The sequence below is a fragment of the Actinoplanes oblitus genome, from assembly GCF_030252345.1.
In the GTDB taxonomy this organism is placed as follows: Bacteria; Actinomycetota; Actinomycetes; order Mycobacteriales; family Micromonosporaceae; genus Actinoplanes; species Actinoplanes oblitus.
The window spans coordinates 7861812-7877467 of the sequence record NZ_CP126980.1 but is presented as its reverse complement, the minus strand read 5'-3'; the positions used below and the strand labels follow the sequence as shown (position 1 = coordinate 7877467).

Sequence of the window (15656 nt, the reverse complement as noted above, 5' to 3'; positions counted from 1 at the left end):
GGCCCGGCTCACTCCGGGGTGTTGCCGCTCTCCCCACCGACCTGGTAGGAGCCGCGCACCCCGGCGTAGGCCAGATGCGCGACCAGACCCTCCGGCACGTGTTCCAGGTTGTGACAGTGGTCGGCCCAGATGCCGGGGTTGTCGGCGACGAAGGCGATCTCGAAGGTGTCGCCGTCCGGCACGTCGAGCGAGTCGGTCCACCACGGGCTGCCGGTGGCCGCGACCCCGTTGCGGGCGAGCACCACGACGTGGTGGCCGTGCAGGTGCATCGGGTGCACCTCGCCGCTGCCGTTGTGCACCGTCATCCGGACCACGTCGCCGGTGTTCACCATGAACATCGGAACGTCCGGGAAGAGGTGGCCGTTGATCGTCCACCACATGCCCGGCCGGCCGTCGAGGAAGCCGAAGCGCCTGCCGATGTCGTACCGGAAATGCCTGGCGGCCTTGCCGGGATCGAAACCGTAAGGAGCGATTTTTCCGTACGTCAGGAAGTCCACGGTGTCGCCCGGAAGCGCGACCGGGGTGACGGCGCCGGCCGTCAGCGCCGCACCACCGCCGACGTCCACCCGGCCGGGCCCGGTGAGCCGCAGATCCACCCGGCCGCCCGCGGTGACCAGCACCGCCTGGTTCGCCACCAGGCCCGGCTGGTTGACGTCGTGGCCGTCGACAGCGGTGATCCGGAAGGTGGTGCCGCTGACCCAGATCCGGATCGGCCCGGCGTCGGTGTTGACCACCCGGACGTGCTCGGCGGACAGCGCCGAGGTCTCGGGGTTGCCGTTGATGGTGCGCCTGCCCTGGTAGGTGTGCACCATCGCCACCTGGTCCGGCTCGGCGGCTCCGCGCGGCACGATCACCAGCGCCCCGAACAGACCCTTGCGGACCTGCTCGTGCGACACCTGGTGGGAGTGGTACCAGTAGGTGCCGGCGTCCTTCGCGACGAACCGGTAGACGAAGCTGCGCCCGCGCGGCACCGCGTCCTGGGTCACCCCGGCGACGCCGTCCTCCCCGTTCGGCACGTTCACCCCGTGCCAGTGCAGTGTCACGCCGTCCGGCACCGACTCGTTGACCAGCGTCACCTGGATCAGCTGTCCCTGTTTCGCCCGGATCTCCGGGCCGGGGGAGGTGCCGTTCAACGTGTACCGCGCACCCTGCTCGCGGGCGGTCAGCGTCACCGCCACATCCGGGGTCCCGCTCGGGCCGCGCAGGTCGGCCACCGACAGCCCGGCCGCGTGATCGTGGCCGGCCGCCGGGCCGCCACCGTTGTCGGCGTACCCCATCGCGGCCATGTCGTAGGTGCCGGGGACCAGGCTGTCGTACCAGAACCAGCCGATCGGGCCGAGCACGGCGAGGGCCGCCACCACGGCGATGGCGGCCCTGGTCGAGCGGCGCATCAGGCCACCGCTGCGGGCATCTGCCGGGCGACGCGGGCCTTGCGCATGGCGTTCTCGGCGAGGCCGGCGACGGCCAGCGCGTTCAGCCCGTGCAGCGCGCCCAGGCCGGGCACGCTGTAGCTGGCGAACGCCAGGACGATCTGCAGGACCACGGCGCCGAAGACGAGCAGGGCGTACCGCACCCCGTTCGGGACCCCGGCGAAAAAGGAGATCACCAGGAGCGCGACCGCCAGCAGCGGGATCACCATCATGCCGACCACGCTGTGCGCGTTGTGCGCCCAGTTGCGGGTGTTGTTGTCGAAGACGCCGCCGTTGTCCACGTCGTTGAGCACCTGGAACCACGCGGCGGCGATCACGACGAGCTGCACGACGACGCCGAGCAGGATCAATCCAGAAACAGCTCGATATGCGGAGCGCATCGGGCTTTCCCCCTTCAAAGAACCGATGCGTCTCAGCGTTCTCCCCGGGCCCGGGCCCGGCAATACACCAGCGGGCGTATCCGGACGGGCGGCGTACTCCCACGGGGCGTGCCGCGGGCCTGCGGGCAGTACGACTCCAGGGTCATGCGGTCGTCTTCCATAATGGTCCGATGAGGTTGCGTCACGATCCACAGGCGAACGCCGCGTACCTGGAGTTCCGCGCCATCGAGCCCGGCGAGGGCTCGGTCAAGCTGCCGGTCGACGGTGGCGACGGCGACGTGCCCGCCCTGCTCCGCTTCGCCGAGTCCGGTGAGTTGCTGGGCGTCGAGCTGCTGGACGCCGAGCGGCAGATTCCTCAGGCACTGCGCGACAGCATGGGGTGACCACCTCGGACGGCGAACCGCTTGTCGGCGGCGCGCGGGCCGTACGACTCCAGGGTGACCGGGGCCCCGAGCAGCTCGCCGATGGCTCCCGCCCAGTCGCCGGGCCGGTGCAGCCCGGCGGGCTCGGCCCGGAACAACCACGAGGTCAGGGCCGCCTGGTGGGCCAGATCCCGGTGCGCCCCCGGCACGATCCGGTCGGCGCCCCGGTAGGAGGTGCAGATCCGCAGGCCGGGCTCGCGGCCGGGCACGTCCAGGTGGGTGACGGCGAGCTCGTCGACGCCGCCGGCCACCGTCACGGCGTACCGATGGGCCACCGCGTCGAAGTGCCCGGTCCGGAACGGCCCCTGCCACGCACCGTGCCCGTTGTGCGCCTCGGGCAGCCGCAGGGTGGCGTCCTCGGTGACGAACGGCCCGGCCCCGTGCCTGGTGGTGTACGTCCGCACCACCCCGAGCCGCCGGAACGACGAGCACAACCGCGTCACGTTGTCGAAGGTGGTGGTGGACCAGGTGGTGTGCGGGTGCCAGCCGCGCCACTCGTCGAGCAGCACGCCCTGCGCGCCCTCGAAGACGCACGGGCCCTCGGCCAGCAGCCGGTCGGTGTGACGGTCGTCGACGATCCGGACCGTCCGGCCGAACGCCGTGAACGCGTCGACGACGGCGTCGAGCGGGATGTCGTGGAGTTCGTAGGCGTCCCGCAGCAGGGCGAGCCGGCGGCGCAGGCGGGCCGGGGCGAGCACGTCGGCGACCCGGGGCGCCTCGGGGCTGCTCAAGGCGTACGCGACAGTCTCGCCGACGCCCATCCCGCAGGAACCGTGCCGGTCCGAGCGTTCCCTGCGCTGATTCGCCGCGCGATGCCACGGAGTGGCGAGCAGTGCGTCCCCATCGACCGTGAGCAGGTGGAACGGGTTGCCGAGGGCGGCCGCCTCGGCGGCCAGCGCGAGCGGATCAACGATCATGAACCGGGTCAGGTGGGTGGGCACGCCGCGGAGGGTGCCCGAGCCGAACTGGCTGAACGTGTGGTGCCGCCCGTCGTCGGTGACCACGTTGTGCGCGGCCTGCGCTCCCCCGTTGAAGCGCAGCACCGCACGCACCGCCCGGCGCCCGCACAGCGCGTCCACCACGGTGCCCTTGCCGGCATCCCCGTAGCCGAGGTCGACGACCGCGACGTGCTCGATCGTCACAGCCGGCGGGTGGTCAGCGACAGCTGCGGCGTGCTGGGCGAGTCGGTGGTCACCTGCCGGGCGATCGTCTCGCAGACCTCGTCCAGGTCGTCCAGCTCCAGCACGTGCTGCCCGAGCAGGTCCCGCCAGGCCCGCAGCACCTGCTGGTCACCGCCGTTGCTCGCGGCGGTGGGCAGGATGAAGAAGACCTCGAACTTGCGCCGCAGCTCGGCGAGCAGGTCCCGGGTCGGGATCGCCTGGCGCAGGTCGTCGCCGATCACCTTGCCGACCTGGCCCGGCTCCACCCGGTCGTAGGGCATCTCGTCACCGATCAGGAAGAGGAAACCCTTCCGCTGCCGCCGCACCATCGAGTCGGTGACCACGTGCCGGGCCAGGAAGTACATCGCCAGCTCGTAGGACTCCCGCTTGCCGCCGCCCCCGCCACCCTCCAGGACGATCTTGGACAGGTCCTCGTCCATCCGGTTGTCCGACTCGAACTGGCCCACCTGCAGCGGGACCCGGTCGCAGGTGGCGTCGCCGATCGCGCCGAACATGATCTGCGGATCGGTGACCCGTCCCTGCCTGGTGAGCAGGCCGAGCAGCTGCGGCAGCCGGGCCTGGAGCACCCGCGGCACGTGCCGCATCGAGCCGGTGACGTCGAACATCACCACGATCGGCGTGCTTTCCGGGTGCTCGTCGCTGTCCCGGCACTCCCGCATGAACACGCCGTGCGGGTCGAGGTCCGGATGCACCTCGCGGGCGCCGCCGTCGCTGTAGGCGAAGGCGCTCTGGCCGGTGGCCGCGCGGTAGTGCTCGGCGGCGGCGTAGACGTCGGTGGACCAGCGTCCGCTTCCCATGTCGATCTCCTCGGGGGGTCTCTAGATGCGGTATTGCGGGGGGATCAGCGCGTCGAGTTCGGTCAGCAGCCGCCAGGCGTTCTGCGGGCGCATCGGTGGCCGGTGAAAGCGGCAGCCGTCGGCGAAGCGCCGCAGCGGATCCGGCATGGCACTGCCGAACAGGCGGATCATCAGCTGGGTCGCCAGGTGGATGTCGGTGGCGGCGGTGACCGGCTGCCTCGCCAGCACCTCCGGCGGGTAGTCCCGCTCGCGCTTCGCGATGATCGCTTTCGGCCGGGTCCCGGCGCCGGTGGCGTAGCACCAGTCGACCAGGACCAGGCCGCGGCGGCGCGGCTCGATCAGCACGTGCTCCTCGAAGACGGCGCCGTGCACCAGGCCCGCGCGGTGCGCCCAGCCCAGGCCGGCCAGCAGCCGCCGCCAGATCCAGACCAGATCGGCAGGCGTCAGATCGCGGCTGCCGGTCAGGTCGCGGAAGCCGCGCCGCCGGGTCAGGACATTGACGGTACGGCCGTCGCGCGGCTCGCTCGTGATCAGCCGTGGGGCGTAGGCCTGGAAGTCCGGGTGGCCGTGGCTGCGGAGCCGGCCCAGCGCGCTCGCCTCGGCAGCCATCAGATCGTTGTCCAGCGGACTCCGGGGGATCTTGACGAGCAGGTCCCCGTCCTCGTGGAGGTCCGCGATGTCGCCCGAGCGCCAGGCGCCCGGATGCTGGTAGAGATCGTGCAACTTGGTGAACGCCGCCGTCGCCGGCTCGCGCAGCGCCGGGCCGGCCGCGTCCGGGTGCACGATCCTCGCCAGGATCCGGTACGCGGACTGCCGCCGGCTGTCGACCCCCGTGGTGTCGACCAGCTCGGCGAACGTGCCGGCCGCCCGGATCGCGGCGGCCACCTCCTCGAAGGAAGCTCTCATCTGATCCGGTCCTCCCTGGTCGGCCGCAGCAGAGCGGGGTGCAGCAGGGTCGCGTCGCCGGCCCGGTAGAGCTTGGGCTTGGGTCCGCCGCGCTCGCCGCCGCGGGTGGCGGTCTCGCCGGTGCTCTCCACGAAGCCCGGCACCGAGAGCACCTTGCGGTGGAAGTTGCCGGCGTGCAGCTCCTCGCCCCAGACCGCGGTGTAGACCGCGCGCAGCTCGGAGATGGTGAACTCGGGGTCGACGAAGGCGGTCGCGAGCGGGGTGTACTCGAGCTTGTCGCGGGCCCGGTCGAGGCCCTCGGCGAGGATCTGGTCGTGGTCGAAGGCGAGGTCCCCGGCCGCCTCGACCGGCACCCAGTAGGCGCGGGCGGCGTCGCTGCCGGCGGTCGGCTCCGGCAGGTGCGGGGCGAAGGCCAGGTAGGCCACCGAGACGACGCGCATCCGGGGGTCGCGGCCGGGGTTCCCGTACGTCCGGAGCTGCTCCAGGTGCACCCGCTCCAGGTCTTTCGCCCCGGGCAGCAGGCCGGTCTCCTCGGCCAGCTCGCGGCGCGCGGCCTCGTCCAGGGTCTCCTCCCGGACGAAGCCGCCGGGGAGGGCGCGCCGGCCGGCGAAGGGCTGCTCGCCGCGCTCGACGAGCAGGACGCAGAGCTTGCCGTCCCGGATCGTCAGGGCCACGACGTCGACGGTCACGGCGACGGCCGGGTAGTCCCGGGGGTCGTACCCGGCCAGGAAACTCGCCTCGTCCGTCATGGTCAGTCCTTCTCCGTCTGAGTTCTACTCGGTATGAGTCTTACTCGATGTGAGAGCAACCTAGCGCGGCCGGGTGCCCCTGTCAATGTCCCGGGCATGCGAAAGCCCGCCGTCTCGCGGCGGGCTTCGCTCCGGGTGGGTCCCTACTTCTCGTACGTCAGGCAGTCGGCGCGGTCCGCCGAGGCGCCGACGGTGATGGCCGGCGCCTGACATTCGAGATCGTGGTTGTACTTGCAGTCGGCCCGTTTGCAGGCGCCCACCTGAGCGGTGGCCACGCCCATCCCGCCGCTGAGCCCGGAGCCGACGAACGTGTCGCACTCCGCGTTCAGGTCCCCGATGGTGATCGCGAACGCGGTGCATCCGTCGTGGTTGTAGCCACAGTCGGTGACCGTGCAGGTCTGGACCCGGGGCATGTTCATCATCTGAGTCATCGCGCGTCCTCCTCCGTCGTCCCGTTCTCGCCGCCCCCAAGGTATCCATTTCCGGGACTCCTTAACACAATTTCCCGGCAAATATCCCGGAAGCGAAGAATTGTTAGGCAAGCCTGCCTTTCGAAAGACGTGGTGGCGGTGATGCCATTGGTGCGTCATGGCTGCCGCTGTGGAATGGCTGAGTTTGTCGCCGTTCCGCGGTGCGCGGTGGGCCCCACTGCCAGCATGGACAGTCCGAGTCACCCACACTTGGAGGAACGAGAGCATGACTGTCGGCTTGTCGAGAAATCATCGGGCGCGCGCCATGGGGCGGACGTTGGCGGCGGCGACCGGAATGGTGTTGCTGCTGGGCGCCGGCGCTTGTGGCAGCGACGCGCACGAGGCCGCCGATTCGCGCCCGGGCCAAAGCGGGGGAGCATCCGGCTCGGCACAGGTGGCTCCGTCGCCATCGGATCAGCGGGGGTCGGTGCTGTCCATGCCGATGCCGTCGAAAACGCCGCCGTCGCTTTCCCCGTCCCAGAAGAAGCGGGTGGCCGAGGCCCGGAAATCGGCGATCCTCGGCAAGGTCGAGATCAAAAGGCCACTGCAGGCCCCGCCGCCGGTACCGGTGAAAGACCTTCAGGTCACCAACAGCGGGGACATCAGGAAGGACAAGGCCACCATGCGGGTCGTGTCGGCACGCAGCGACCTCACCGGGCAGCGAGAACTCGCCTGGATTTCGGGGGCCGGCGAATCCGCCGGGAACGGCATCGAATGCTCGCAGCGCATCAAGTTGCAGAACAACGACAAGGCGCATGTCCGGCGCAATCTGCTGCTGTGCTGGCGGGTCAGTGCGAACAAGAGTGTCTACACCGTGACGGTCGCTTTGAACGGGCAGCCGTCCCGAAGCAAGAGCGTGGCGGCGATCGAGCGTCGCTGGGCGGAGATGGGGTGATCCGGCCGGAAAAGACCGGCGGCCAGGTGCTTCGCACCTGGCCGCCGGCTCGCTAGGAGTCGGATGTGGGATCAGAAGTCAGACACAGTAAAAGTTGCGGCGCTTGATACCACCGACTGGGTGTAGGTGGTGGCGTCGGCGATGCCCTTCGCTCCGTTGCTCACCACGGTGAGGTTGTAGGAGCCGTCGGGGACCGCCACACCGCGCTGGATCGAAGGAGTGGCTGACGAGCTGGCGCCGATCGCCGCCTTCGACAGCGTGGCGCTCTGGCCATCCGCACCGACGGCGGTGATGACCGTTCCAGGTTCGAAGTTCGTGCCGCCATCGAAGATCCGGCGGCCAACATCGGCGGAGTAGAACTGCACCGTACCCGCAGTGACCGCGGTACTTCCGAGGACAGTGGTGAGGTTACCCGTCGTCCGTGCGGCGCCGCCCACGGTCACCGCGGTGACGTCGCCGTTAGTGACGCCCGAGGTCGAGTTGATTGTCGCGGCCGCGCCGTTCACCGCGGTGATGAACTTGTTAGAGCCCAGTACACCGGTGGTTCCGTTTGTCGCGGTGACACTCAGGCCGACCATCGACGCGGAGAAGGTTCCGCTGGTGAGAGTGATGGTGTTGGTACCGCTGATGGTGGCGGCGCCGAGCGGCGAGTACGCGGACGCCGTCTGGTAGTTGGCGTCAGCGTCGGTGGTCGTCGTGTAGCCGGTCGCCGACGCGCTGGCGGCGTAAGCCGCCGACAGCTGCAGCGTGCAGATGATCTCCTTGTCGTCGATCACCAGCACGTTGGAGCACTCGGAGGTCGGGCCGTTGGTCTTGGCGCCGGTGCCCGGTGTGCTACCCGATCCAGGGTTGTACTTGCCGCTCACCAGATAGACGTGCGACTTGAGCAGGGTGGGTGCGGTGAAGTCGAAGCCGAGGAACCCGGACCCGGTCACGTCGACATCCACCGTGTTCTGGGACGACGGCGCCGTGTTCGGCACGATGTTCGTCGCGTTGACGAAGCTGAAGGCGTTGGCGAGGCGCTGCGTTCCCGCCGAGGTGCTCACCACGAGCGTGGCATTGGACTGCGGGGCGGCCGACGGAGTGGTGGCCGTGAAATAGGTGTCGGTTCCCGGCCGCACCGTCAGCGGGATGCCACCGATCGTCGCGGTGATCGAGCCGGCCGTCGTCGGCAGGTTGGAGCCGGTCACCGTGACGGTGGTGCCGCCCGCTGCCGGTCCCGCGGCAGGGGTGATGGCGGTGACGCGAGCCGGAGCCATGGCCGTGTAGGCGCCCGTGCCGAGCAGGGGGCTGTCCGCGACGGCCGCACCGTAGACGCAGAGGTTGTACCTCGTGCCACCGGTGGCCGAGTAGTCGGTCAGGTCGATCTGAACGCCCGTCGTGCCGGCCTGCGGTGTCGGGAGAGTGACCGCGACCTTGGAGTTGCTGACCTTCTTCGTGGCGCCCGGCGCCACGATCCCCGTGCCGGCCGAACTCGGTAGCGTGTTCGTGCTGAACTTCAACGAGGTCCAGGTGAGCGGGCACGTTGCCTGGGAGAAGTAGGCGGCGGGCGTGTTGTAGCCGATCAGCCACGGGGTGGCCGAACTGCCGGTGATGGTGCCGGCGTCATTTGCCCCGGATGTGACGTTCATCGTCAGGGCCACTGCCGCTGCCTGGGCCGGCAGCGCGGTTGCACCGACCACGACTGCGGCCGTCGCCGCCGTCGTGATCCCGGCGCGCAGGGCGCGCCGGGCTCCGGTGCGTGTTTGGGACTTACGCATGCGAGGTCCTCCTACGGTTTCTGGAAAACCGTCTCTGGGATGGGGTGCGCCCGCGGCCGCTCGCAGCGCCGTCGGGCTTTTCTCGCCGGAAGCGTAACTTGGTGTGATTGGGTAGATGCCTAGAGTGATGAAATTGATTGCCGAAGTGAGCACTCGATCAGGCGCACAGACGGCTCGTCATGATGTATCCGCAGCTCACGAGCCTCTTGTAGGTGTCGTTGTGAATATTCCTGCGGTCTTTTCGGCGGTGCGGGATAATCGGCGGAATTGGCTTGTGGCGGCATTTCCGGACGCCTGGCTATTTCGGCTTCTGAGGTTTATCGGGCTGGTTACGCTCGCCCTTGAGCGCCCGTGACCGCCGCCGCAGGAGTGTCTGATGATTGTTTTTCCGCAGGCTTTCGGCCGGATCGGCGTGGTCGGCGCCGCCGCCACCGTCCTAGTCCTCTCCGGGGCGGCCGCGCCGGCCGGCGCGGTGGCACTGACCATGACGCTGAGCAGTCCGTACGGGGCCAGCGGCGTCGGCAAGACGATCGTCGGGACGGTGCCGCCGAGCACCACGAACCCCACGCCCTTCGCGGCGGGCAGCAAGCCGACCGTGCAGTTCCAGTACAACGCCTGCTCGGCGGGGGTGCGGACGATCACCCAGATCACCGGTACCACGAGCAGCACGCCGACGGCCGGTGCGCAGACCGTCGACCCGGCCACCGTCACGCGGATCTCCACCACCAAGATCGCGTTCCAGGTGCCCACCGCGTCCTACCCGAACAGCAGCATCAACGCGACGGGCCTGGTGCTCGTCGGCGGCCAGACCACGGCGAAGTGGAACGTCTGCGTCTACGACAACGCCGGCACCACGCTGATCGCCAGCTCGGTCTACACGCTGGTGCTCAAGCCCACCATCACCTCGATCACGCCGGCGACCAGCCCGGCGGCCGGCGGTCAGTCGATCACCGTGGTCGGTACCGGCTTCAACAGCGTCGCGCCGATCAGCGGTTCGATCGCCGGGGCGCCGCTCACCAACGTCAAGGTGGCGACGACCGGCGCCAGCTTCACCGCGACGACCGGGCCGCGCACCGCGGGCAGCAACCTGGCGCTCACGGTGACGGCCGCCGGCGGCACGGTGAGCAGCCTCGACCCGGACAACAACGGCCTGCCGCAGGACGGCGACCCGGCGACACCCGACGCTCCGATCCCGTTCACCTACAGCAACGGCATCACCGTCTCGCCGAACACCGCCGCCGCCGGCACCTCGGTCAGCCTCGACGTGATCGGCGCGGGTTTCCTGACCCGCACCTTCGACCTCACCGCGGGCACCCCGACCAGCAGCAACTCGCACGTCTTCCTGGTCGACGGGGCTTTCAACTCGTCCACCAACCGGGGCGTCGCGGAGTGCACCACGGTGACCGTGGTGACCGACACCGAGCTGGTCTGCACCCTGGACCTGACGCTGAACCGGCTGGACCCGACGAACAGCAGCGTCACCGGATCGCCGATCATTGACGGGGCCTACATCGTCACGCTCGTCTCGGACGGCACCATCGGCTCCGGCACCGCCGACCCCACGGTGATCAGCAGCGGTTCCGGGTTCATCGTCGCGCCCTTCTGACCGGCGAGGGTGCTCCAGCCGTACCGTAAAGCCTGCTCCCGACCGGCAACCCCGCCGGACCTCCGCGCGCACCTTCCCGACCGGATTCTCGTCCCCAAGAGATTCTTGGGGAGGAACGTTGTCGAAGAAGGTTCAGCTGCGCCGCTACGCCGCCGGAGCCGTTGCCGCTGGTGCGCTCGGTGCGGTGGCCGCGTTCGCCCTGCCGGCCGGTAGCCCGGACTGGACGCCGGTCACCTACGGGCTGACCGCGAGCGCCGAGCAGCTGGTGCCGGCGACGGTCTCGGCGGAGAAGCCGGCCCGCGTCGTCAGCACCACCCTCGACAAGAACGGCCGGCCGGTCGTCACGGTCAAGCAGGCGACCGACAAGGCGAGCGCCGCCAAGCTGGTCAAGGACGCGCAGCGGGCCGAGGGCGCGATCGGCGTGGAGATTGACGTCAAGGCTGTCGCGCTGGAGGCGCCGACCGGTTCCGACCTGTACCGCCCCAAGCAGTGGGATCTCGCCACCATGCGGGCCACCGACGCCTGGCAGAAGTCGACGGGCGCGGGCGTGACCGTCGCGGTGATCGACACCGGCGTCGACGCGACGAACGTCGACCTGACCGGCAAGGTGCTGACCGGCTGGGACGCCACCACCGACAAGGCCGGCGGCAACATCGACCCGAACGGGCACGGCACGCATGTGGCCGGGACCATCGGCGCGGTCACCGGCAACACCATCGGGGTCTCCTCGGTGGCGCCGGACGCCAAGATCCTGCCGGTGCGGGTGCTCGGCGCGGACGGCAGCGGCTACATGTCCGACGCCGCGGAGGGCATCGTCTGGGCCGCCGACAACGGCGCCCAGGTCATCAACATGTCGCTCGGGGCCAGCTCGCAGGTCACGGCGGTGACCAACGCCATCGCGTACGCCCGGGGCAAGGGGGTCACCGTGGTGGCCGCGGCCGGCAACGAGCGGACGAGCGGCAGCCCGACCAGCTACCCGGCGGCCGAGGCCGGCGTCATCGCGGTCGCCGCCACCGACTCGGCGGACAAGGTGGCGAGCTACTCGAACGCCGGCAGCTACGTCGACGTGGCGGCGCCGGGCAGCGCCATCCTGAGCACCTACCCGGCGGCGCTGGGCAGCAGCTACGGCACGATGAGCGGCACCTCGATGGCGTCGCCGCACGTCGCGGCGCTGGCCGCGCTGCTCAAGGCCGCGCAGCCGAGCCTGACCCCGGACCAGATCGAGAAGGCGATGGAGACGTCCGCCGTCGACCTCGGGACCGCCGGCAAGGACAACGACTTCGGGTACGGCCGGGTCGACGCCGTGGCTGCCCTGGCGACCGTGACGACGGCTACGAAGGCGCCTGTGACTGTCGCGCCGACCAGCACCGCGCCTACCGCCGCGCCGACCAGCACCGCGCCTACCGCCGCGCCGACCAGCACCGCGCCCAGCAGCACCGCGCCGACCAGCGCGCCGACCAGCGCGCCGACCACCGCTCCGACCTCCAAGGCGCCGACGGTCGCGCCGAGCTCGGCCGCCCCGTCGCCGAGTGCTTCCACCACCCCGGTGGGCAAGGCCAAGCCGGTCATCGTGCCGAACACGGCAGCGGCCGACCTCACCTACGGCAGCACCACCGTCACCACGTTCAGCGTGACCGCCGGCGGGAAGGCGTGGACGGCGAAGAGCGCCCAGCTCTGCGTCGCCGAGACCGGTAAGACGTTCCAGTGCGTCGACGTGGTCACCTCGGCCACCGGCATGGTCACCGCGAACCGGGTCGCCACCGGCGGCTACCAGGTGCAGCTGCGGATCGCCGCGACCACCACCAACGAGGCCGCGACCGGCACCGCGGCGTACACCGTGCGCAGCACGGCGGCCGCGGTGAAAAGCGCGAGCCGGGTCATGACGATCAGCGTCGCCTCGCCGTCCGGGCTGACCGTCGAGGTGCAGCAGTACCTCGCCGGCACCTGGAAGAAGGTGGCGCAGTTCGCCACCGCCAGCACCGCGACCAAGGTGAACGTCAGCAACCTGACCGTCGGTCAGCAGTACCGCGCGGTGGTCCCGGCCACCACCTCGGTGGCCGGCGCGACCAGCGCCGTCGTGGTCGGCTGACCCGCTAGTAGCGAAGCCGCGGCAGGAACCTCCTGTCGCGGCTTCGCCGTGCCGGCGGGTCAGTCCAGCGTCGCCCACTCCCGGTCGATGATTTTCACGCTGTCCTGCGGATCCGGTTCGCCGCTCGGATTGGTGGCCATCGTGACCACGCTGCGCTCGCTGGAGGTGCGCCAGCACAGCAGCAGGCTGGGGCGCTCCACGGCCGGGGCATTCGCGCTGAATCGGACCTTGTTCGTGCAGCGCACTCCGCCGCCGACCGGCTTGCCCCGGTCCGCCGCGATCAGTAGCGGCTGGTGACCGGTCAGGTCGTAGTGGGCTGTCGTGATCCGTACCGATCCCTCGCGGGTGCTCTCGGTCCGCACGCTTGTCGCCTCCTGAACTCCGTTCGGCGCGGTCAACGGCCGTTTCAGCGGCACACCGTCGGCCGCGGCGGAGGCCCGCGCCGCGGCGATCTCCTGCTCGATCTTCGCCCGGTCGACCGACGGGGTGGGCGTCGGGCTGCGTTTCGCGGCCTGAGCCGGCTTGGTGGCGCGAGACGCCGGTGGCTGGGTGGGCACATCGGAGGTCACCGGTGCATCCGATGGTGTCTGCGTGGTCGCGGGGGCGAGCGCGGCCGGTTCCGGGAGGCTCGGCTGACTCGCCTGCATCAACTGGGTGGCCAGGAAGCCGGCTCCGGCGAGCACCGCCGCGAGGCCGGTCGCGCCGACCAGGGCCTGCTTGCGACGCCGGTTGCGGCGCTCCGCGGTGGTGGCCGCCGCCGAGGCGTACAGACTGCCCTCGGGCGTGGTTTCGCCCTGCTCGGCGTCGCTCATGTCACCATCCTCCGGTTTCTGATGATCGGTTCGCAGCGAACATCCATGTTTTCAGAGATAGGGACATATCGGGAGAGAATCGGCTTAACGGCTGTGCCCGACGGCGATCCGGAAGTCCCTGCTGTCGGCTTCCCGTCGCTGCTATCACCCGGAAAGGGATCGCTGCTCGCCTGTGGTTGACCCGGTATATCGGTGCGCGCATCGTGTGGTGCACGGGTGCGTTGGCGGGCGGATCCGGGGTCGTCCCGCCGTGCCCGGATCCGGAGGGAGGCCACGTGCGGCACGATGTGGTGCGGTCCTGCGCCCGGCCGGCGGGTTGCCGGCGATGACCGCGGAAGCGGAGCACCTGCCCACCCGGCCGCTGTGGGATTGTCGGGTCTGTGGCCGCCGATGGCCGTGCGAGCCGGCCCAGCTGATCCTGTCCCGGGGGCACGGCCAGATGGATCTTGCCGTGTTGATGTGGGACTACCTCGAGGAGGCCGCACGGGACATGCCGCACACGCCGGCATCGGAACTCTTCGATCGCTTTCTGCGCTGGACTCAATGAGCCCGGCGGCTGGTTTCCGGCGCTGATGGCCGGCTCCAGCGCGACCCGCGTCATCGTTCCGCCGAAGTCGCCGAAAGCGAATCGAGCGCACATCTCCGTGACTAGGGTAAAGATGCCCTATTTGAGGAGATGAGCATGTTTTTCGGTCGTATTCCCGCGACGCTCGGCATCGCTGGGCTCCTGTGTCTTCCGGCTACCGCCGCGCGGGCCGCCGACCCGTCGGAACGGGACGTCGCGTTCCTGCGCGCGGCCCACCAGACCAACCTCGCGGAGATCGCCGCCGGGCGGATCGCCTGGAGGAAGGCGACGGACCCGGACCTCAAGAGCCTGGCCGCGTCCTTCATGCGGGACCACATCTGGATGGATGGGGAAGTCGGCTCGGTGGCGCGCAAGCTACGAGTCGCGCTACCGTCCTCGCCGACGGAGGAGCAACGGGCGATGGTGCATCGGTATGAGGTGGCCGAAGCCGGTGCGTTCGACGAGTTTTACCTCACCTCGCAGCTGGCCGGCCACCGGGAGGCGCTTGCGCTGATCACGGCCGAAGCGGATCAGGGAACCGAGACCTCGGTGAAGGAACTGGCGGCGAAAGCCGCGCCGGTCGTCAGCGGCCACGTGCAGCAGTTGCGCAGCGTCGCGGCGTCAGAGGGGCTCGCCGGATACCTCGAAGCCGGCGGCCGTACGCACTGACGGCACCCAGCTTTCCGGCATCAGCTGGATACGGCCGCGGCGGGTAGCGCCGCGGCCGTTCGCTTCTCTGCCCTGTTGGTCGCCTATGCCTCAGGCGGCTTTGTGCGTTCAGTTCGCCCGGTCAGCGCACCCCTAGCACCGCAGCGTCGGTGCCGCCGCGCCACAGCATGCCGACCTCCCGGTATCCCGCCGCCCGCAGCGCGTCCACATGCCAGGTCGCCGGTGGGTTCCACTCGGCCGCGTGCCCGGTCGGATAGATCCGGGCCCGCTCCACCGCCTTGGCCGCCAGGCTCTCGTCGGCCGCTGCGCGTTTCCACCACTCCTCCCACGACGTCGCGGCCCCGGACGCGTACCGGGCGTTCCGCTCGGCCCGGGCCTGGTCACGCAGCCGCCGGGAGAAGTCCGGCAACCCCTCCTCCGGCATGTGGTCGGCGTTCACGAAGATGCCGTCCGGGCGCAGCACCTCCCGGATCTCGGCGTACAGCGCGGCGGTCCGCTCGGCCGGCAGCCAGTGCAACGCGGTAGCGGTCAGCACCGCGTCGAACTCCTCGTGCGGCAGCTTCGCCCGCCAGCCCGGGTCGCCCAGGTCGGCGTCGACGATGGTGGCCCGGCCGGCAAGTGATCCCTCGGCGATGGCCAGCAGCACCGGATCCTGGTCCAGCACGGTGACCCGCGCGCCCGGGAAGCGGGCCAGCGTCCGCAGGCTGATCGACCCGGTGCCGCCGGCCAGGTCCAGCAGCCGCGGCGGCGCGCCACCGGTGACCGCGCCGACAGCGGTCAGCATCGCGTCGAACCGATGCTCCCGGTCCGGCATGAAACCGGCCTGCTGACGATCCCACGACTCCTGCCAGATGTAAGGATTCATGGGCTACACGCTACTTACTTCGAGCGTGCCTGTCACGACCTGTCCGCTGGTTTGAAGTAA

General features: G+C 70.2%; 16 protein-coding genes. 6 read left to right on the top strand and 10 right to left on the bottom strand.

Annotated elements, in window-relative coordinates; all coding sequences use genetic code 11:
• Positions 1-8: 8 nt before the first annotated feature.
• The gene (locus tag Actob_RS35030; RefSeq protein ID WP_284916203.1) at positions 9-1391 is read right to left on the bottom strand and encodes a multicopper oxidase family protein; all 1383 of its coding nucleotides are present in this window, start codon (positions 1389-1391) and stop codon (positions 9-11) included.
• Positions 1391-1810, bottom strand: a complete 420-nt coding sequence (locus tag Actob_RS35025) for a hypothetical protein (RefSeq protein ID WP_284916202.1) — start codon at positions 1808-1810, stop codon at positions 1391-1393. Before Actob_RS35025 ends, Actob_RS35030 begins: the two co-directional genes overlap by 1 nt.
• 170 nt (positions 1811-1980) lie before the next feature.
• Between Actob_RS35025 and Actob_RS35020 the strand changes: the two genes are divergently transcribed.
• The gene (locus Actob_RS35020; RefSeq protein ID WP_284916201.1) at positions 1981-2193 is read left to right on the top strand and encodes a DUF2283 domain-containing protein; all 213 of its coding nucleotides are present in this window, start codon (positions 1981-1983) and stop codon (positions 2191-2193) included.
• Here the strand turns inward: Actob_RS35020 and Actob_RS35015 are convergent.
• The 5 genes from Actob_RS35015 to Actob_RS34995 form a co-directional block, all read right to left on the bottom strand.
• Complete coding sequence (locus tag Actob_RS35015; RefSeq protein WP_284922442.1) at positions 2166-3368, bottom strand: adenylosuccinate synthetase; 1203 nt, start codon at positions 3366-3368, stop codon at positions 2166-2168. The genes Actob_RS35020 and Actob_RS35015 overlap by 28 nt on opposite strands.
• A gap of 2 nt (positions 3369-3370) precedes the next feature.
• Positions 3371-4210: a hypothetical protein gene (locus tag Actob_RS35010; RefSeq protein ID WP_284916200.1), complete on the bottom strand. Its 840-nt coding sequence runs from the start codon at positions 4208-4210 to the stop codon at positions 3371-3373.
• A 21-nt stretch (positions 4211-4231) separates the two neighbouring features.
• Positions 4232-5116, bottom strand: coding sequence for a protein kinase family protein (locus Actob_RS35005; RefSeq protein WP_284916199.1), 885 nt, complete (start codon positions 5114-5116; stop codon positions 4232-4234).
• Complete coding sequence (locus Actob_RS35000; protein ID WP_284916198.1) at positions 5113-5865, bottom strand: NUDIX hydrolase; 753 nt, start codon at positions 5863-5865, stop codon at positions 5113-5115. Before Actob_RS35000 ends, Actob_RS35005 begins: the two co-directional genes overlap by 4 nt.
• A 143-nt stretch (positions 5866-6008) precedes the next feature.
• Entirely contained in the window at positions 6009-6296 is a 288-nt protein-coding gene (locus Actob_RS34995) for a DUF1540 domain-containing protein (protein WP_284916197.1), read from the bottom strand.
• A 265-nt stretch (positions 6297-6561) separates the two neighbouring features.
• Between Actob_RS34995 and Actob_RS34990 the strand changes: the two genes are divergently transcribed.
• The gene (locus Actob_RS34990; protein ID WP_284916196.1) at positions 6562-7230 is read left to right on the top strand and encodes a hypothetical protein; all 669 of its coding nucleotides are present in this window, start codon (positions 6562-6564) and stop codon (positions 7228-7230) included.
• Positions 7231-7301: 71 nt separating this feature from the next.
• On the opposite strand, the gene Actob_RS34985 is transcribed toward Actob_RS34990, so the two are convergent.
• The gene (locus Actob_RS34985; RefSeq protein ID WP_284916195.1) at positions 7302-8990 is read right to left on the bottom strand and encodes an IPT/TIG domain-containing protein; all 1689 of its coding nucleotides are present in this window, start codon (positions 8988-8990) and stop codon (positions 7302-7304) included.
• Positions 8991-9366: 376 nt separating this feature from the next.
• Here Actob_RS34985 and Actob_RS34980 point away from each other — a divergent pair, with 376 nt between their 5' ends.
• Both Actob_RS34980 and Actob_RS34975 read left to right on the top strand, forming a co-directional pair.
• The gene (locus Actob_RS34980) at positions 9367-10596 is read left to right on the top strand and encodes an IPT/TIG domain-containing protein (protein WP_284916193.1); all 1230 of its coding nucleotides are present in this window, start codon (positions 9367-9369) and stop codon (positions 10594-10596) included.
• Positions 10597-10714: 118 nt separating this feature from the next.
• Positions 10715-12685, top strand: coding sequence for a S8 family serine peptidase (locus Actob_RS34975; RefSeq protein WP_284916192.1), 1971 nt, complete (start codon positions 10715-10717; stop codon positions 12683-12685).
• Positions 12686-12744: 59 nt separating this feature from the next.
• Here Actob_RS34975 and Actob_RS34970 read toward each other — a convergent pair whose 3' ends face one another.
• Complete coding sequence (locus Actob_RS34970; protein ID WP_284916191.1) at positions 12745-13497, bottom strand: hypothetical protein; 753 nt, start codon at positions 13495-13497, stop codon at positions 12745-12747.
• A 325-nt stretch (positions 13498-13822) separates the two neighbouring features.
• Here Actob_RS34970 and Actob_RS34965 point away from each other — a divergent pair, with 325 nt between their 5' ends.
• A complete protein-coding gene (locus Actob_RS34965; RefSeq protein WP_284916190.1) occupies positions 13823-14044 on the top strand; it encodes a hypothetical protein in 222 nt (73 codons plus the stop codon).
• Positions 14045-14179: 135 nt separating this feature from the next.
• The gene (locus Actob_RS34960; protein WP_284916189.1) at positions 14180-14731 is read left to right on the top strand and encodes a DUF4142 domain-containing protein; all 552 of its coding nucleotides are present in this window, start codon (positions 14180-14182) and stop codon (positions 14729-14731) included.
• Between the two features lie 121 nt (positions 14732-14852).
• On the opposite strand, the gene Actob_RS34955 is transcribed toward Actob_RS34960, so the two are convergent.
• Positions 14853-15596, bottom strand: coding sequence for a class I SAM-dependent methyltransferase (locus tag Actob_RS34955; RefSeq protein ID WP_284916188.1), 744 nt, complete (start codon positions 15594-15596; stop codon positions 14853-14855).
• Between the last annotated feature and the right edge of the window lie 60 nt (positions 15597-15656).